This is a genomic window from Acetobacter lambici, assembly GCF_011516885.1.
Classification (GTDB): domain Bacteria; phylum Pseudomonadota; class Alphaproteobacteria; order Acetobacterales; family Acetobacteraceae; genus Acetobacter; species Acetobacter lambici.
Map to the genome: position 1 here is coordinate 1 of NZ_WOTD01000011.1, position 17,470 is coordinate 17,470.

The 17,470-nt window shown below is 60.5% G+C and carries 12 protein-coding genes, 2 tRNA genes and 1 pseudogene; 4 read left to right on the forward strand and 11 right to left on the reverse strand.

Features of this window, described 5'->3' with window-relative positions; translation table 11 throughout:
* The 10 genes and pseudogenes from GOB86_RS07170 to GOB86_RS07215 form a co-directional block, all read right to left on the reverse strand.
* Positions 1-156 (reverse strand): annotated as a pseudogene (locus GOB86_RS07170) (IS5/IS1182 family transposase); the annotation flags it as partial.
* The gene (locus GOB86_RS07175; RefSeq protein ID WP_165991679.1) at positions 84-554 is read right to left on the reverse strand and encodes a hypothetical protein; all 471 of its coding nucleotides are present in this window, start codon (positions 552-554) and stop codon (positions 84-86) included. The gene GOB86_RS07175 and the pseudogene GOB86_RS07170, both read right to left, overlap by 73 nt.
* Before the next feature lie 663 nt (positions 555-1,217).
* A tRNA-Phe gene (locus GOB86_RS07180) sits at positions 1,218-1,293 on the reverse strand.
* A gap of 56 nt (positions 1,294-1,349) precedes the next feature.
* Entirely contained in the window at positions 1,350-1,535 is a 186-nt protein-coding gene (locus GOB86_RS07185; protein ID WP_165991681.1) for a DNA gyrase inhibitor YacG, read from the reverse strand.
* On the reverse strand, positions 1,532-2,578 hold the full coding sequence (locus GOB86_RS07190) for a ribonuclease E/G (RefSeq protein ID WP_194301125.1): 1,047 nt from the start codon (positions 2,576-2,578) through the stop codon (positions 1,532-1,534). The genes GOB86_RS07185 and GOB86_RS07190 overlap by 4 nt, the downstream gene beginning before the upstream one ends.
* Before the next feature lie 35 nt (positions 2,579-2,613).
* Complete coding sequence (locus GOB86_RS07195) at positions 2,614-3,246, reverse strand: Maf family protein (protein ID WP_165991683.1); 633 nt, start codon at positions 3,244-3,246, stop codon at positions 2,614-2,616.
* A 2-nt stretch (positions 3,247-3,248) separates the two neighbouring features.
* Complete coding sequence (infA, locus tag GOB86_RS07200) at positions 3,249-3,467, reverse strand: translation initiation factor IF-1 (RefSeq protein WP_003623225.1); 219 nt, start codon at positions 3,465-3,467, stop codon at positions 3,249-3,251.
* A 69-nt stretch (positions 3,468-3,536) separates the two neighbouring features.
* Complete coding sequence (gene hisD / locus GOB86_RS07205; RefSeq protein WP_165991684.1) at positions 3,537-4,850, reverse strand: histidinol dehydrogenase; 1,314 nt, start codon at positions 4,848-4,850, stop codon at positions 3,537-3,539.
* Between the two features lie 22 nt (positions 4,851-4,872).
* The gene (hisG, locus tag GOB86_RS07210; protein ID WP_165991685.1) at positions 4,873-5,598 is read right to left on the reverse strand and encodes an ATP phosphoribosyltransferase; all 726 of its coding nucleotides are present in this window, start codon (positions 5,596-5,598) and stop codon (positions 4,873-4,875) included.
* A 127-nt stretch (positions 5,599-5,725) separates the two neighbouring features.
* Positions 5,726-8,422 carry an Rne/Rng family ribonuclease gene (locus GOB86_RS07215; RefSeq protein WP_242012544.1) on the reverse strand — a complete coding sequence of 899 codons (2,697 nt, stop codon included), beginning with the start codon at positions 8,420-8,422 and terminating at the stop codon, positions 5,726-5,728.
* 588 nt (positions 8,423-9,010) lie between these two features.
* On the opposite strand from GOB86_RS07215, the gene GOB86_RS07220 reads away from it, so the two are divergent.
* Positions 9,011-9,811: an N-acetylmuramoyl-L-alanine amidase family protein gene (locus tag GOB86_RS07220; RefSeq protein ID WP_408737348.1), complete on the forward strand. Its 801-nt coding sequence runs from the start codon at positions 9,011-9,013 to the stop codon at positions 9,809-9,811.
* Between the two features lie 186 nt (positions 9,812-9,997).
* Here the strand turns inward: GOB86_RS07220 and GOB86_RS07225 are convergent.
* Positions 9,998-10,084, reverse strand: a tRNA-Leu gene (locus tag GOB86_RS07225).
* Positions 10,085-10,273: 189 nt separating this feature from the next.
* Here GOB86_RS07225 and GOB86_RS07230 point away from each other — a divergent pair.
* The 3 genes from GOB86_RS07230 to gltB all read left to right on the forward strand — a co-directional run bounded on the left by GOB86_RS07230 (position 10,274) and on the right by gltB (position 17,429).
* Positions 10,274-11,230 carry a complex I NDUFA9 subunit family protein gene (locus GOB86_RS07230; RefSeq protein WP_165991687.1) on the forward strand — a complete coding sequence of 319 codons (957 nt, stop codon included), beginning with the start codon at positions 10,274-10,276 and terminating at the stop codon, positions 11,228-11,230.
* A 197-nt stretch (positions 11,231-11,427) separates the two neighbouring features.
* On the forward strand, positions 11,428-12,873 hold the full coding sequence (locus GOB86_RS07235; protein WP_165991688.1) for an NAD(P)-dependent oxidoreductase: 1,446 nt from the start codon (positions 11,428-11,430) through the stop codon (positions 12,871-12,873).
* The gene (gene gltB / locus GOB86_RS07240) at positions 12,873-17,429 is read left to right on the forward strand and encodes a glutamate synthase large subunit (RefSeq protein ID WP_165991689.1); all 4,557 of its coding nucleotides are present in this window, start codon (positions 12,873-12,875) and stop codon (positions 17,427-17,429) included. Before GOB86_RS07235 ends, gltB begins: the two co-directional genes overlap by 1 nt.
* The last annotated feature ends 41 nt before the right edge of the window (positions 17,430-17,470 follow it).

The following is a 17,470-nucleotide window of genomic DNA, read 5'->3' on the forward strand; positions in this document are numbered from 1 at the left end:
CTCACGGAAATCGGTTGTCCGTTTCCGACCACGCCGGTTCGCAGGGGGCATCAGAGGCGCTATGCGCTCCCATTCCTCATCTGTCAGATCAGACGGATAGCGTTTCGTCTTACGTGTAATTCCGGCCATGCGGCCTCGTTGTGCTGGCGTCCACATCCTGCCTTTGAATCACGCGCAAAACCTCTTGAAAACCTATCACAGCGAATTTCCAAAAGGGCTCTAAGGTTGACAATATTACCTGTTGTTCCTCTTGTAATAAAAGCGAGACTATTATTTGTTAAGTCACCGATCGTTCCAGAGTTACTTAAAAGACTGTTGTTGGTGATTGTCCCAGAAACAGTCCCAGACGTGGCAACGGACAGGTTGCCATTGTTGATCAGGTTTAAATTTTGGGCACTGGTGACCGAATAGGTCTGCCCGCTATTCACGGTATAATTTGTAGCGCTACCAGACGCGAAAGAAGGGGTAGAGATGAATAATGAACTTGCAAAAAGATAAAATCGGAGCCCGCTTGTTTTTATTCTTTGGAAAACTATCAAGGATTTTCCCATCATACGGCTTTCTCCTGCGCGGGCACGGTCAAAATTCAGATGGGGATGTTAACAATAATTAATTAATAATAATCTAATTGTCGCGAATGTATTATTTGATATTATTTTCTTAACACTATTTGTTATTTATAAATTTAGGTTTTTGTTTGGTTTTTATTTACAATATATTTTGATTTTTATCTGAATCTGGCCAGATATATCTGCCAAAATAACCCATGCGCGTTCCCATTTTGGCAGCGGTCAGTGCGGTGGGCATTGCCTAGGCAGCAAGGTCGCGCGGTAGGGAGGGGGGCGTTGTTACCCGATGGTGCTCAAGAACACAGCGTCCATCCCCACCGGACGGTGCCGGGTCGTTTTTATGGTAGGCCGTGCAGGAAGGGGGGGATTTTTCTATCGGGGCACTGGTGGCTGCATGCCATTTTACTGACCATCAAGGTGAGTGTGCGTGCCTGAACTCCGCATGACGGATACCCCGTAGGCCAAGGTCATCACGGTTAATCAATATGCCAAAGCAGCGGCAGCAGAACGCTGAGCATTGGCCTACGCGGAAAACAGTGAAAAGAATGCAGCCATGCATGGGCCGGAACACCAGAGGTGTAGCAGGAGCCATAAAATGCAAGTGGGCGAGGAGCAACCAGAAGCATTAAAATTTTAGGGGGAAATGAATGGTGCCCAAGACCGGGATCGAACCAGTGACACTGCGATTTTCAGTCGCATGCTCTACCAACTGAGCTACTTGGGCACCGCAAGCCTTGCGGCGTGAAAGAGGATTTATCTCAGCTAGCTGTTGAGATCAAGTCATGTTTCATCATTTATTTCAGCTTTTTCGCCATCACCTTCTGCGACGGGTTGGCCGGGAATACGGTAGTTGCCACCAAACCAGCGGCCAAGGTCCACATCCGCGCAGCGGCGGGAGCAGAAGGAGCGGTAATCTGGCGAGGCGGGTTGCCCACAGATCGGGCATTTGGCTGATTTAGTCATCATGAATCCTGAGCCATCCATGTAAAATCCGGCAAGGCGTGGTCCGTTTGCAGGCTGAGCGGCCTGCCAAGCTGGCGGGCGCAATCGGCCAGTGCCTCGGGGTCCTGCTCCAGCGCGCGTATAATGCCCGCTCCGCCGCATATCCGGGTTGTGTGCGGGGCGTTGGCCAGAATACGCCGCAATGCCCGCAGGGCACGGCCATGTGGGCTGGTCAGGAGTTCGGGGAGGGAGGGGTAAATACGCGCACGCACAATTTCGATCAGCCCTAGTGCCGTAACGCCCAAACAGCGGGGGTTGAGCGGGTCTGGCCTGAGCGCGTCTTTAACCGGGTCCAACAGGGCCTGTCGTTTACGGGTGGCAAGGCCCGCCGGGTCGATCAGAATTGCGCCAGACAGGTTGCGCAGCCGGATCTGGCGCATGAGTGCGGGCAGGGCATCGCGGTTGGCAGCAAATTGCGCGGTCTGCTTGGCCCGGCCCGTTTGCGCGGGCGGGGCATCCATATCAATCGCAATCAGGGCCGGGGTGGGGGTAATGGTGGCTTCCATACCACCGGGCAGGTGCACCGTGGGGTCTTCCAGCGCATCGCACGCGGCGGCAATGGAATCGGGGTAGGGGGTAAAGCCCTGTTCGCGTCGGGCGCGCAGGGGAGGGGGGATGTGCGCTGCTGCGGCCGGGCTGTCCGTCACCAGCGTTGCTGTGGGCCACAAGGCCGCCAGCCGGTCCAGTGGGGTCGGGCCGGGAGTGATCAGGCCTTTCTGCTCACTCGCCACATCAGGGGCAATCAGGCGCAGGCGCACGCCTTTGCCGCCCTGTGCCGCGCGGCTGACCTCCACCGTAACGGCCTGTCCCTCGTTGAGTGTGGGCGCGCCGTTCTGGAGGGGTAAAAACCCGCTCTGGCCAGCGCCAAGAGCCACAAAGGCACCACCCATGCCCGGTGTCAGCGCCTCTATGCGGGCGTGGTACACACTGCCCACCATGTCGGGGGCGGCGGGCCGCCAGAGTGCAAAATCCAGTAAGGTGTCGTTTTTGGTAACGGCAATGCGCATTTCGCCCGGAAATGTGGCAATGCGCAGGAACAGGCTCACGCTAGCCAGCCACCGGGCTGACCACGCAGGAGCTGAGCGGTCTCAAACAAAGGCAGGCCAATAACGGCAGATGCACTGCCAGAGAGTGCGCGGATAAAACCCGCTGCATGGCCCTGTAACGCGTAGCCGCCCGCCTTGCCGGACCAGTCCCCCGCATCGAGCAGGGCATCAATCTGGTATGGGGTCAGGCGTGAGAAGGTTACCGCAGTTTCCACCAGTCGTGCGCCGTGCCGCCCAGATTCCCAGTTAGCGGTAGGCGTGACCACAACAGAGGTCAGCACCGTGTGCCGCCTGCCAGAGAGGCGCTCAAGGCAGAAACGTGCACTCTCCCGGTCCTCCGCCTTGGGCAGAATACGGCGGCCAAGAGCCACAACCGTATCTGCCGCCAGCACAAGTGCCGGTTCGCCCAGTGTGGCGGCAACGCATCTGGCTTTTTCAGCCGCCATGCGTTGTGCATAGACCCGTGGCGTCTCACCTTTTGCGGGTGTTTCGTCAATATTGGCGGGCAGAACGCGGTCGGGCACAAGCCCGATCTGTTCCAAAAGCGCAATACGGCGGGGGGAGGCGGACGCCAGAACCAGAAGAGGGGCCACATTCTGCCCCGCTTGTGTCTGGCTAGAGGAAGTCATGCTTACTTGAAGCGGAAGGTGATACGACCCTTGGACAGGTCATAGGGGGTCATTTCCACATTCACCCGGTCACCCGCCAGAACGCGAATACGGTTCTTGCGCATCTTGCCACTGGTATGGGCGAGAATAACGTGTTCGTTGTCCAGCTTTACGCGGAACATGGCATTTGGCAGCAGTTCGGTCACTGTGCCGCTAAATTCGATCATGTCTTCTTTAGACATTGCATCCTTCGTGTATGTTAAAACTGACGGGAGTTTGGTCAGCAGGTATGGTTGAGGGGCGCTTGGCGGTCAAGCATTAGGTGTTTGCTCTGCCAGAGCATCCAGCCGGGCAGAAACGCTAAGGGCGTGGGCTTGCAGCCCTTCGGCATGGGCCAAAGCCACGGCGGAAGGGCCAATCCGGCGCAGGGCGTCCGGCCCGCCGGAAAGGAATGTGGTGCGCTTCATAAAGTCGTAAACCGACAGGCCAGAGGCAAAGCGCGCGGTGCGGGACGTGGGCAGAACATGGTTTGGCCCCCCCACGTAATCCCCCACCGCTTCGGGGCAGAAACGGCCAAGGAAGGCCGCTCCAGCGTGCCGAACATGCACAAAAAGGGCCTCCGGGTCGTCCACCATCAGTTCCAGATGTTCGGGTGCCAGACGGTTGGCCAGTTCCACGGCTTCCAGCAGATCACGCGCAATCAGCACGGCACCGTTACGCTCCCAGCTTGCGCTGGCAATGGCGGTACGGGTGAGCACTTTAAGTTCGGCTTCTACTGCGGCAATCACCTTATCGGCAAAGGCTGCATCGGGGGTGATCAGCGTGGCCTGAGCAAGTTCGTCATGCTCGGCCTGAGCCAGCAGGTCGAGTGCGATCACGCGCGGGTCGGACCCCGAATCGGCAATGACCACCACATCGGACGGGCCAGCAATGCTATCGATCCCCACATGGCCAAAGACCTGCCGCTTGGCTTCGGCCACATAGGCGTTGCCGGGGCCAACAATGCGGTCAACGGGGCGGATGGTCCGGGTGCCATAGGCCATGGCGCCTACGGCCTGTGCGCCGCCCACACGGTAGATTTCGGTCACACCCGCGCGGTCTGCGGCAGCCAGCACCAGCGGGTTGATCACACCATCAGGCGTTGGCACGCACATGGCCAGCCGTTTGACGCCAGCAACCTTGGCGGGAATGGCGTTCATAAGCACGGAGGAGGGATAGGCGGCCTTGCCACCGGGCACATACAGGCCCGCAGCATCCAGCGGGATCCAGCGCATGCCAAGGGTCATGCCCTCATCATCCGTGTAACGCATGTCCGATGGGAGCTGCTTTTGGTGGAAGCTCTCAATCCTGCGGGCTGCTACGTCCAGCGCATCCAGCAGTTCGGGGCTGACCTGCGCCTTGGCGTCGGCAACTTCCTGCGCGGTAAAGGCCAGCTTTTCCGGCGTTACGGGCAGGCGGTCAAAGCGTTCGGTCAGGGTGCACAGGGCGGCATCGCCCTCTTTACGCACAGCGGCCAGAATATTGGCCACAGGGGTGGTTACTTCCTGCCCCTGTTCTTCCCGGTTGGTCAGCAGGGCGCTAAAGGCACCTTCAAAACCAGCATCACGCGTATCAAGCCGTTTCATGGAATCCGATCTGCCTTACACATTATTTTGCAGCGGTCGTGCTTTCCGCAAGTGCAGTGCGGAAGCGGGAGAGAATGCAGTCAATCTGGTCCGGACGGGTTTTGAGCGCCGTGCGGTTAATGATCAGACGGCTGGAAACCTGAGCTATGGTCTCCACCTCTTTCAACCCGTTGGCGCGCAGGGTGGAGCCGGTATCCACCAGATCCACAATCAGGCGTGACAGGCCAAGCATGGGGGCCAGTTCCATAGCCCCATGCAAATGCACAATGGTGGCGTTAATGCCGCGTGCTGCAAAAAAGCGACGGGTAATGGCGGGGTATTTGGTTGCTACCCGCACTTCCGACCAGCGCGCCCATTCCTGCGGGTCATGCGGCAGGTGAGCTGGCTGGGCCACGGCAATGCGGCATGCGCCTATTCCAAGGTCGAGGGGGGCATAAATTTCGGGGTAGTCAAATTCCATCAGCACGTCTGAGCCGCAAATGCCAACCTGCGCACCACCAGCGGCCACAAAGGTCGCCACGTCAAACGAGCGGACACGTACAATGTCCACACCGGGGTCTTCGGTGGAAAAGCGCAGCTTGCGGCTGCTATCGCCAAGGCAGTCGGCCGAAGGGGCCATGCCCGTGCCCGCCATAAGGGGGGTTACGGCCTTGAGAATACGACCCTTGGGCAGGGCCAGAACCATCTGTCCATCATGGCCCGAACCAAGCGTGTTGGTGGTCTGGGGGTCTGGAAAGGGCTGGTTCATGCAAACTCCGGCAGGCAAGGCATTGAAATGCGGCCTGCTCTCCTAGCACAAGGTGGCCGGGAAGAAAAACCGGCAGCCTTTATTCGGGGTGGAAGAAAAAACTCCCACCCCGAATATGGTGCGGGTTTTAGCGTTTCCACCACCCTGTACGGCGGCGGGTAGCGGGTGGGCTGTCCTCAATCACGATCGGCTGCACCAGAGGTTCGGCCTTGTCTTCCGTGGTAGGTGCTGCTGCCTCGGTCGCAGGGGCGGTCTCTGTGCTGGCCTTGCGTGTTGTGCGGCGGCGGGCAGGCTTTTTGGGCGCAGGCTCGGCGATCTCGGCAGCTTCAGCCGGTTCGGCTGCTGCCGAGGCGGCCTTGGCGGCGGGAGCCTCCGTTGCTTCCTCAGCGGTTTTGTCCACCTTGGCAGCGGCAGGTTTGCGTGCTGCGCGGCGGCGGGTGGGCTTTTTGGGCGCGTCCTGTTCCTCAACCTCGGCTTTGGCCTGCGGAGCCGGTGTGGCCTCTGCAACCACATCCGTGCGGCCGGCTTCCTTGGCTACGGGAGCAGGGGCGGGCTTGGTAGCCTGCGCGCTGTTTTCCAGCAGTTCAAAAATATCCGGCCCATCACCAAACGGGTTGGCTGGGGTCGGCCCGGTCCAGACCGCGCGCTGCGGACGGGGGGCAGGGCCTTCTTCTATAGCCACGCGCTGCTGTTCAGGAGCCGATTCGGGAGCCTGACGCTGCACGCGCGAGTGGCGTGTGCGGCGGCGACCGGGCACAAGGTGCTGCCCATCCGTACCCTGCTGGGTGGCGGGGCTGGAAGGGGCTTCCTCTTCGCTCGTACGGGTGGTTGCGGTTTCGTCCGCATCATCCGCGCTGGCGTCGGTCGCCGTGTCGTTCTGGTTCTGCGCATTGGCGTTACCATTGCCATTCCCTCCACGGCGGCGGCGGCGGCGGCGGCGGCGTGGTTCCTCATCCCCCACGGCTGTTTCTGCCGTTTCGGGCAGGGCGGCAGCGGGTGCGCTGGTGTTGGAGGCCGGTGCTGGGGCTGCGAGTGCGGGTGTTTCCACGTCCACATCCACATTTTCAACTGGCGGCAACTGCTGCTGGGCAGCGGGCATCGGGCGGGCATGGGCACGCTTTTCGATGCGGATTTCCGGCGCGGGGAGCGAGTTGTCGGGCGAGAACAGCACTTCCATCTGGTGGCGCTGCTCAATATTGGCCAGCCAGTCGCGCTTGTTGTTGAGGATGTAGAACGCAATTTCGGCCGCAACATGCACCGTAATGGCGCCAGCGCGGCGGCGTGCACCTTCCTCTTCCACAGAGCGCAGGACATGCAGGGCGGAACTTTCCACGCTGCGGGTCATGCCGGTGCCGTTGCAATGCGGGCAGACGGTAAAGGCAGCTTCCGCCACAGAGGGGCGCAGCCGCTGACGCGACATTTCCAGCAGCCCGAAATGGGAGATGGAACCGATCTGGATACGGGCGCGGTCGTGGCGCAGTGCGTCTTTCAGGCGACGTTCAATGGTGGCGTTGTGGCGGCGGGATTCCATGTCAATAAAGTCAATGACAATCAACCCGGCCAGATCGCGCAGGCGGAGCTGGCGGGCCACTTCGTCCGCGGCTTCCTGATTGGTGCGGAACGCGGTTTCCTCAATATTACGCTGGCTGGTGGCCTTGCCGGAGTTCACGTCAATGGCGACCAGCGCTTCGGTCTGGTTGATGACCAGATACCCACCCGAGCGCAGCGACACCACGGGGGAGAACATGGCGTCCAGATGCCCTTCCACATGGTAGTGGGTAAAGAGCGGCTGGTGCTCCTTGCTCCACAGGCGCACTTTTTCCGCGTGCTGGGGCATGAGCATGCGCATGAAGTCGCGCGCTGCTTTCCACCCGTTTTCGCCGTCCACCACGATCTCGCTCACATCGCGCGTGTACACATCGCGGATGGCGCGTTTGACCAGACTGGCTTCCTCATAAATCAGGGCCGGGGCCATGGACTGGAGCGTATGCTCGCGAATGTCGTCCCACAGATGGAGCAGGTATTCGCAATCGCGCGTAATTTCGGGGCCAGGGCGCTGGGCACCGGCTGTGCGCACGATCATGGCCATGCCGCGTGGCAGGTTCAGGCTGCTCACAATATCACGCAGGCGGCGGCGGTCGGCAACGGACGTAATCTTGCGGGATACCCCACCCCCACGCAGCGCGTTGGGCATGAGCACACAGTAACGGCCAGCGAGCGAGACGTAGGTGGTGAGTGCAGCACCCTTGTTGCCGCGCTCTTCCTTGACCACCTGCACCAGCAGGACCTGACGGCGGCGGATGACTTCCTGAATACGGTAGTTGCGCAGGAAGCGTGCAATACGCTTCTGGATAAGCGCTTCCTCACCCGTATCGGTTTCACCGCTTACGTATTCGGGGGCTTCCTGCCGCTCTTCGCCATCTTCACGGCTATCATTATCGGCCGCGTTGCGGGTGTCGTCCGCATCGGTGTCCCCGTCACGTTCGGTGGTGTCGTCCTCATCGGAGTCGGCACCGCTGTCGTCCATCAGGGTTTCTTCTTCGGCCTGAAGGGCCAGAAGCTTTTCGCGGTCGGCAACCGGGATCTGGTAGTAGTCCGGGTGAATTTCGCTAAAGGCGAGAAAGCCGTGCCGGTTGCCGCCATATTCAACAAAGGCGGCCTGCAGGCTGGGCTCTACGCGAATAACGCGGGCGAGGTAGATATTGCCTTTGAGCTGCTTTTTTGCAGCAGATTCAACATCATAATCTTCAAGTCTATTTCCGTCCATCACAACAACACGCGTTTCTTCTGCGTGCGTTGCGTCGATCAGCATCCGCTTTGACATAAAAAGAAAAACTCCGGTGCGCTGGTGGCCAGCCTGAGCGGTGCTTTTGCCAACGTGGCGCAGCACGGAGCAGGGGCGCTTCCAGCGGGTATAAACAGGCGTGAACTGGAAAACCGAAGGTGCCGACAAAGCCCGCTGACAGCCGCGCGCCAGTGCCCGGCAGGCATGCTGATGCCTGTGGTCTGGCCGAGATACTCAGGGCAATGGGGCGAACTATGGTCGTGTATCCTTCAGTCATCGCGTTGCTCGGCTTCTGGTCGCTAGGTGGTGGCGGATAATGCCGCGCAGACACAACGCCCAGAAAGCAACAAGCAGGGTGCACGGCAGGTACACTAATGCCCAGATGCCATGCACATTAAGCATGACCCAAATACCGCAAGACTGCAAGCTATTCGTAATAAAGGCTTTGGGCTGCAAATGGGTGGTTATTTTTTTGCCATTTTTCGGGCACAGTGTCACGTAGACAACCCAAGGATGAAGGCGCGCTTAATGGCACCGCACAGGCCGGACCACGTTTGGTCGGATACGCACCTGCTGCTCCCCACTTCAATACGTCTGTCCGTGCCGCGCAGAACCTTCCTGAGCACAATGGCCGGTGGGGTGGTGGCGGCTGGTGTTGCGGCTCCTGCGTCTGCGCGGACCACCCGCGCGGCGGCCCCCTCTGCGCCAGCCGTGGTCGGGCGTGCCGCGCCGCCCAAACCGCTGGTCATGCTGGACCCGGGGCATGGGGGTAAGGACCCCGGAGCCATCGGGTTTTCTGGTACCTATGAAAAGCACGTGGCGGAGGCCGCGGCACAGGAACTCTCGCGCCAGTTGCTGGCCACGGGGCGCTACCGTGTGGCGCTTACGCGTGCAAGTGATCATTTTATTCCGCTTGATAGCCGGGTGGATATGGCACAGCAGCATGGGGCATCGCTCTTTATTTCCATGCATGCGGATGCGCTGCACAACGCGGGCGTGCGCGGAGCGAGTGTGTACACCCATGCCCACGGTGCCTCCGATAGCCAGACGGCCGATCTGGCGCGCACGGAAAACAGTGCCGACCGCTTTGGCGGCCCCATGGTGCATGGGGCCTCGCCCGAGGTGCAGCGTATTCTGGCCAGTCTGGTTACGGAGGAAACCCGCAAGGGGTCTTCGCACATGGCGCAGGCTGTTGTGTCTGCTTTTCAGTCCCGCGTGCAGCTTTTAACACATCCGCACCGCCATGCGGCTTTTGCGGTGCTCAAATCCGCGCAAATTCCGTCTGTTCTGGTGGAGATGGGGTTCATGTCCAACCGGCTGGATGAGGCCGCATTGCGGCAGGCCGGGCACAGAGCCATGGTGGCGGGGGCCATGTGCCGTGCCGTTAACCTGTATTTTGCCTCCGCGGGTGCAGGGCTGGCAGGGTAGGCTTTAATGCAGCCGCATGGCAGGGCCGGGTGCAGGCGGGCCATATGGTTATGGCCAGCGTAAGAAACCGCAGGGGCTACGTCTTTAATATAATACTATAGGGGAGGGGTAGAAAAGCAGGAGGTCAGAAAAGTAGAAGCCCCCTTGCGGGGGCTGCTTGACTTTACAAATTCCCGGGGGAGAATTTGGTGCCCAGAAGAAGACTCGAACTTCCACAACCTTTCGGTCACAGGTACCTGAAACCTGCGCGTCTACCAATTCCGCCATCTGGGCTCAAATGGCAACCCGGAGTGTTCCGGGCTGGTGAAGAGGCATTTACCCTGCACACATGGGAGCGTCAACAGGCAAAATGATTTTTTTTGACGAATTTGTGTCAGCGTCCGCTCTGGCCTGTTGGGAGCGAATGCAACACAGTGCGCCTGTCGTGTAGAACACGAGATAGAGAGTTAAGGGGATGCGGGCATGAGTGGGAACAGGACTGCGGCCGTACTGGGCGGGAATGGCTTTGTTGGCCAGTATGTTGTGCAGTGTCTGGCGCAGGCGGGGTACACGGTGCGTGTGGCCAGCCGAAGGCCGGATCTGGGGGCTCTGCTGCGGCCCATGGGGCGTGTGGGGCAGGTTGCGCCTTTTTACGCCTCCGTGCTGGATGACAAGACAGTCGCCTGCGTGGTGCGTGGGGCTGAGGTGGTGATCAACCTTGCCGCGGTCCTGTCCTCTTCCTCCGCGCAGAGTTTGCAGGCGGTCAATGTGGATGGGGCGGGGCGCGTGGCCCGCCTTGCGGCGGAGGCGGGGGTTGCCCGCTACGTGCATGTGTCTGCCCTTGGGGCTTCGGCCGAGGCTCCTTCCGCCTATGGCCGCAGCCGGGCTGCGGGGGAGGCGCTGGTCCGCCAGTACCGGCCCGATGCCTCCATTGTGCGTCCGTCCGTTATTTTTGGGCCGGAGGACAAGTTCTTCAACCTGTTTGGCATGCTGGCCCGGTACCTGCCGTTTATGCCGGTCTATGGTGCCACCACCCGTGTGCAGCCTGTTTGTGTGGGGGATGTGGCGCAGGTTGTGGCGCAGCTTGCCACCACGCCTGAGATTTCTGGTCGGGAATGGCAGCTTGGCGGGCCGGATGTGATGACCATGCAGGATATTGCCACCTTTGTTCTGCGCCAGACGCAGCGGGACAGGCCAGTGGTGCGTGTGCCCATGGCGCTGGCACGGTTGCAGGCGGCCGTGCTGGAGCGTCTGCCCGGCAAAATGCTCACGCGGGACCAGTTGCTCATGCTCTCGCGCGATAATATGGTGCCCCCTACGGAATCGGGGTTTGATGTGCTGGGTCTTGTGCCGCGTAGTGTGGAGTCCTGTGTGCCGTTTTATCTGGAGCGGTACAGGGCTGGTGGTGGCCGGTCTGGCATTTTTGTTCCACAGCGGTAGGTTGAAGTAACAAAGGTCCGGAATGGAACCTTTTATTTTATAAAAAATGCGCCATTTGAGGCTATTCCGGGCCTAAAATTAAAATAGGTAAGCAATGCTGTCTTTTTATCCGCGAGGATAAAGGGCACTTTCCCTCCTGCTTGATTTTAGGGGGGGCGAGGACTGTCTGCCGCGCCCTTGTTAGCCGGGGATGGCGTATGACAACCAAGATGCTGAAATTTGTCTCCGTTCCGCAAAAGCAGCCGGAAAAACGTACGGCTGCCGATCGGCGGGCGGATTTTGACGAAATTTACACGGACTTTAAGCCAGAACAGGCGACCGAACAGGCCAGCCGCTGCTCGCAGTGTGGTGTGCCGTTCTGTTCCGTTCATTGCCCGCTGGGGAACAACATTCCCGACTGGCTGATGCTGACCGCGCAAGGTCGGCTGGAGGAAGCCTATGGCGTATCCTCCGCCACCAACACCTTCCCCGAAATCTGTGGCCGCATCTGCCCGCAGGACCGCCTGTGCGAAGGAAGCTGCGTGATCGAGCCGGGGTTCGAGAGCGTGACCATTGGCGCGGTGGAGCGGTTTATTACGGACACAGCGTTCGAGAACGGTTGGGTCAAACCCGTGGCCCCCTTGCGCGAGCGTACGGAATCCATAGGCATTGTCGGGGCTGGCCCCGCAGGGCTGGCGGCTGCCGACCAGCTGCGCGCGCAGGGTTATCAGGTTCATGTGTATGATCGGTATGACCGCGTGGGCGGACTGCTGGTTTACGGTATTCCCGGATTCAAGCTGGAAAAACATATTGTGGCCCGCAGGCACGAACTGCTGGCCGAAGGTGGGGTGGTGTTCCACCTTGGTCAGGGTATTGGCTCGGGCGCGGGTGAGTTGTCCTTTGCCGAACTGCGCGGGCGGCACAATGCGTTGCTGATCGCAACGGGTGTGTACAAGTCACGCGCAATTGGTGGCCCCGGCGCGGGCCTTGCAGGGATTGAAAAAGCTCTGGACTACCTGACCGCCTCCAACCGTCGCTCGTTGGGTGACGTGCTGCCAGACGAGGCTCAGGCGCTGGATGCCGCAGGCAAAAACGTGGTGGTGCTGGGTGGTGGTGATACGGCCATGGACTGCGTGCGCACTGCCATCCGTCAGGGTGCCAGGTCCGTGCGCTGCCTCTATCGCCGCGACCGCGCCAACATGCCCGGCTCCACGCGTGAGGTAAAGAACGCGGAAGAAGAAGGTGTGCAGTTTGAATGGCTGGCCGCACCCGAGGCGTTCCTTGGTGATACACACGTAACGGGCGTGCGGGCATCGCGCATGAAGCTGGGCCTGCCCGATGCTTCTGGCCGTCAGTCGGTGGAACCGCTGGAAGGTTCCACCTTTACGCTCGATGCTGATCTGGTGATTGCCGCCCTCGGCTTTGACCCCGAACCCCTGCCGCAGTTGTGGGATGAACCCGCTCTGGCGGCCTCGCGCTGGGGTACGCTCAAGGTGGACCAGAAGAGCTTCATGACCTCGCTGCCCGGTGTGTTTGCAGCAGGGGATATTGTGCGTGGGGCCAGTCTGGTCGTGTGGGCGATCAAGGACGGGCGGGAAGCCGCCCAGAGCATCCATGAGTGGATCAAGGCCGATGCAATGGCTCGTACGGCGGAGCAGGGATAATGGATATGGAACAGTTTTCGCACACTGTTTCCGCTGAAAGCGGTGAAAAGTTTCTCAAGGCGTGGGACGCCAACGTGCAGGCGCTCGACGGGCTGTATGACCCGGCGGACGAGCGCGATTCCTGCGGCGTGGGTCTTGTGGCCGCCCTTGACGGCAAGCGCCGCCGCGAGGTGGTGGAAGCCGGTATTGCAGCCCTGAAAGCCATCTGGCATCGCGGCGCTGTGGATGCTGACGGCAAAACGGGCGATGGTGCGGGCATTCATGTGGAAATTCCGCAGGAATTTTTTGCCGATGCCATTACCAGCACGGGCGACCGGCCCAGCGATGGCCCCATTGCGGTTGGGCAGGTGTTCCTGCCCAAGACCGATTTTGTGGCGCAGGAACAGTGCCGCCAGATTATCGAAACCCAGATTCTGGCCTTTGGCTACGGCATTTACGGCTGGCGGCAGGTGCCGATCGACACCTCCTGCATTGGTGAAAAAGCCAACGCAACCCGCCCCGAAATCGAGCAGATTCTTATCCGCAACCTGCCGGGCAAAACGGAGGAAGCGTTTGAGCGCGATCTGTACGTTATTCGCCGCCGGATAGAAAAAGCCGCCATTGCAGCACAGGTGGATCTGTATATCTGCTCGCTGTCATGCCGCTCGCTTATCTATAAGGGCATGTTCCTTGCCGAGCATCTGACCGAGTTCTACCCCGACCTGCTGGACGAACGGTTTGTCAGCCGGTTTGCCATCTACCACCAGCGTTATTCCACCAACACCTTCCCCACATGGAAGCTGGCACAGCCGTTCCGTCGTCTGGCCCATAATGGTGAGATCAACACCATTTCGGGCAACATCAACTGGATGAAAAGCCACGAAACGCGCCTGTCCCATCCCGACCTTGACCCGTGGATGGCCGACATCAAGCCGCTGGTGCAGGCTGGTGGGTCGGATACGGCAACGTTGGACAACGTGTTTGAACTGCTGACCTTTGCCGGGCGGGACGCGCCTGCGGCCAAGGCGCTGATGATCCCGGCTAGCGTAGGTGGCAATGCGGCCATGAAGCCCGCACACCGCGATATGTTCACCTACTGCAACGCGGTTATGGAACCGTGGGACGGCCCCGCCGCCCTGTGTGCGACCGATGGCCGCTGGGTTGTGGCCGGGTTGGACCGTTCCGGCCTGCGCCCGCTGCGTTATACGGTGACCACGGATGACCTGCTGATCGTCGGGTCCGAGACCGGTATGGTGCGCGTGCCCGAAAACGCCATTGTCAGCCGTGGGCGCCTTGGCCCGGGCGAGATGATTGGTGTGGATCTGGACGAAGCCAAACTGTACGGCAACAGTGCGCTGCTGGATGTGCTGTCCACCCGTCAGGACTTTTCGGACTGGATCAAACGCACCCAGAAGATCGGCCACCTTGTCCGCTCCGAAGTGACCGAGCCAGTCTATTACAAAGGGGACGAACTGCGCCGCCGCCAGCTGGCCGTGGGCACCACGCTTGAAGAACTGGAAACCCTGCTCCACCCCATGGTGGAAGACGCGAGCGAAGCCATTGGCTCCATGGGGGATGATACGCCTCTGGCCGTGCTTTCGCCCCGTTACCGTGGTCTGTCGCACTACTTCCGCCAGATGTTCAGCCAGGTGACCAACCCGCCCATCGACAGCCTGCGTGAAGCGGGTGTGATGAGCCTTGCCACACGCCTTGGCAACCTTGGCAACATTCTGGACCAGTCGGCCGAGCAGTGCGACATGCTGCAACTGCCCAGCCCGGTCCTGACCTCGGGCGAGTACGAGGCCCTGCGTGGCTTCTGTGGCGCGTCCGCCAGCGTGATCGACTGCACCTTCCCCGCGCGTGATGGAGAGGCCGGTCTGCGCGAGGCCATTGCCCGCATCCGCCGGGAGGCGGAGGAAAGTGTGCGTGGTGGCTGCACCCATGTGTTCCTGACCGATGAGGGCCAGTCCCCCGACCGTGCCTCCATCCCCATGATTCTGGCCACGGGGGCTGTGCATACCCATCTTGTCCGCACATCGCTGCGTACGTTCACATCGCTCAATGTGCGGACGTCCACGGCACTGGACGTGCATGCCATTGCCGTGACCATTGGCGTGGGTGCTACTACGGTCAACCCGTATCTGGCGCAGGAAAGCATTGCTGACCGCCATCGCCGTGGTCTGTTTGGCAGCCGTACCCTGCGTGAATGCATGGAGCGCTACCGCAAGGCGGTGGACAAGGGTCTGCTCAAGATCATGTCCAAAATGGGTATTTCCATTGTGGCGTCCTACCGTGGCGGGTGCAATTTTGAGGCCGTGGGCCTCTCACGCGCACTGACTGCGGAGTTCTTCCCCGGTATGCCCTCGCGCATTTCCGGTATTGGTCTGTCCGGTATTGCCCGCAACGCGCTTAGCTTCCACGAGCAGGCATGGGGTTCGGCCTCCGCGCTGACCCTGCCCGTGGGTGGGCTGTACAAGCTGCGCCGCAGCGGGGAGCAGCACGCGTTTGATGGCGGGCTGATCCATATGCTCCAGACCGCTGTGGCAACAGACAGCTTTACCATCTACCAGCGTTATGCCGATGCCGTGCGCGCCCAGCCGCCCGTGGCCCTGCGTGACCTGCTCGACTTCCGCGATGGGCGCACGCCCATTCCGGTGGACGAGGTGGAAAGCATTACGCAGTTGCGTAAACGCCTGATCTCCCCCGCTATCTCGCTCGGTGCTCTCAGCCCCGAAGCGCATGAAACTCTGTCCATCGCCATGAACCGGATTGGGGCCAAGTCCGATTCCGGTGAGGGGGGGGAAGACCCCGCACGCGCCAAACCCCGCCCCAATGGGGATAACGCGTCCTCCGCTATCAAGCAGGTGGCATCGGGCCGTTTTGGTGTGACCGCGCAGTACCTCAATGATTGCCGCGAGCTGGAAATTAAAGTGGCCCAAGGTGCCAAGCCGGGTGAAGGCGGGCAGTTGCCGGGCTTTAAGGTGACTGAGCTTATTGCCAAGCTGCGCCATGCCACACCGGGGGTCACGCTGATCTCGCCCCCTCCGCACCACGATATTTATTCCATCGAGGATCTGGCCCAGCTTATTTACGACCTCAAGCAGATCAACCCCGATGCCAGCGTGACCGTCAAACTGGTTGCACGCTCTGGTATTGGCACCATTGCCGCGGGTGTGGCCAAGGCCAAGGCCGACGCCATTCTTATTTCCGGCCATTCTGGTGGCACGGGGGCAAGCCCGGTCAGCTCCATCAAATACGCGGGTCTGCCGTGGGAGCTTGGGCTGGCGGAAACGCATCAGGTGCTCATGCTCAACCGCCTGCGCCATCGCGTGCGCCTGCGGGCTGATGGTGGCATCAAAACCGGTCGGGATGTGGTGATCGCGGCCATGCTGGGTGCGGAAGAATTTGGCATTGGCACGGCCAGCCTTGTGGCCATGGGCTGCATTATGGTGCGCCAGTGCCACTCCAACACCTGCCCGGTTGGCGTGTGCTCGCAGGACCCGGCCATGCGCGCCAAGTTTGAAGGCACGCCAGAAAAGGTGATCAACCTGTTCTCGTTCATTGCGGAGGATGTGCGCAACATTCTGGCCTCCCTTGGCTTCCGCACGCTTAACGAGATTATTGGCCGCACGGACCTGCTGCGTCAGGTCTCGCGCGGGGCGGATTATCTGGACGATCTGGACCTGAACTCCCTGCTTTCGCAGGCTGATCCGGGGCCGTTTGCGCGTTACTGCACACTGGAGGGCCGTAACGAGGTACCAGACTCGCTGGACGCGCAGATGATCAACGATGCCCGCCCGCTGTTTGACCATGGTGAGAAAATGCAGCTGCACTACAACGTGCAGAACACCCAGCGCGCCATTGGCACGCGCATTTCCTCGCTCATCGTGCGTCAGTTCGGCATGAAAACGCTGGCACCGGGCCATTTGACCGTGCGTCTGCGTGGTTCGGCTGGTCAGTCTCTTGGCGCGTTTGCGGTGCAGGGGCTCAAGCTGGAAGTGCTGGGCGATGCCAACGACTACGTGGGTAAGGGCCTGTCGGGGGCGACCATTACGGTCCGTCCTTCTCCATCCTCCACGCTGGTGTCCAACCAGAACGCCATTATTGGTAACACGGTGCTGTATGGCGCGACCGCGGGTGAGCTGTACGCGGCAGGGCAGGCGGGTGAGCGCTTTGCGGTGCGTAACTCCGGTGCCACGGCGGTTATCGAAGGGTGCGGCTCCAACTGTTGCGAATACATGACCGGCGGCACTGTTGTGGTGCTGGGCGAAGTGGGCGACAACTTTGGCGCGGGCTTTACCGGCGGTATGGCCTTTGTGCTGGACAGCACGGGCGGCTTTACCAAACGCATCAACCCCGAAGCCCTGCTGTGGTCGCGTGTAACAGACCCCAAGTGGGCTGAAAGCCTGCGTGCGCTGGTGGAACGCCATGTGGAGGAAACAGGGTCGGCCTATGCCTCCATGCTGCTGCACAAGTGGGACGAGGTTCTGCCCCAGTTCTGGCAGATTGTGCCCAAGGACTACGCCAAGATCATTGGCTTTAGTGTGGAAGGGGCAGCGCAGGCCAAATCGGCCTGAGCCTGCCAGCCTTTACCGGGTCTGAGTATGCAAAACGGGCG

Coding starts and splice junctions, on each gene's coding strand:
- GOB86_RS07215 (WP_242012544.1), bottom strand. CDS start 8,422: ATGTCAAAGCGGATGCTGATCGACGCAACGCACGCAGAAGAAACGCGT.
- GOB86_RS07185 (WP_165991681.1), bottom strand. CDS start 1,535: ATGATGACTAAATCAGCCAAATGCCCGATCTGTGGGCAACCCGCCTCG.
- hisG (WP_165991685.1), bottom strand. CDS start 5,598: ATGAACCAGCCCTTTCCAGACCCCCAGACCACCAACACGCTTGGTTCG.
- gltB (WP_165991689.1), top strand. CDS start 12,873: ATGGATATGGAACAGTTTTCGCACACTGTTTCCGCTGAAAGCGGTGAA.
- infA (WP_003623225.1), bottom strand. CDS start 3,467: ATGTCTAAAGAAGACATGATCGAATTTAGCGGCACAGTGACCGAACTG.
- GOB86_RS07195 (WP_165991683.1), bottom strand. CDS start 3,246: ATGACTTCCTCTAGCCAGACACAAGCGGGGCAGAATGTGGCCCCTCTT.
- GOB86_RS07220 (WP_408737348.1), top strand. CDS start 9,011: ATGGCCGGTGGGGTGGTGGCGGCTGGTGTTGCGGCTCCTGCGTCTGCG.
- GOB86_RS07175 (WP_165991679.1), bottom strand. CDS start 554: ATGATGGGAAAATCCTTGATAGTTTTCCAAAGAATAAAAACAAGCGGG.
- GOB86_RS07190 (WP_194301125.1), bottom strand. CDS start 2,578: ATGCGCATTGCCGTTACCAAAAACGACACCTTACTGGATTTTGCACTC.
- GOB86_RS07230 (WP_165991687.1), top strand. CDS start 10,274: ATGAGTGGGAACAGGACTGCGGCCGTACTGGGCGGGAATGGCTTTGTT.
- hisD (WP_165991684.1), bottom strand. CDS start 4,850: ATGAAACGGCTTGATACGCGTGATGCTGGTTTTGAAGGTGCCTTTAGC.
- GOB86_RS07235 (WP_165991688.1), top strand. CDS start 11,428: ATGACAACCAAGATGCTGAAATTTGTCTCCGTTCCGCAAAAGCAGCCG.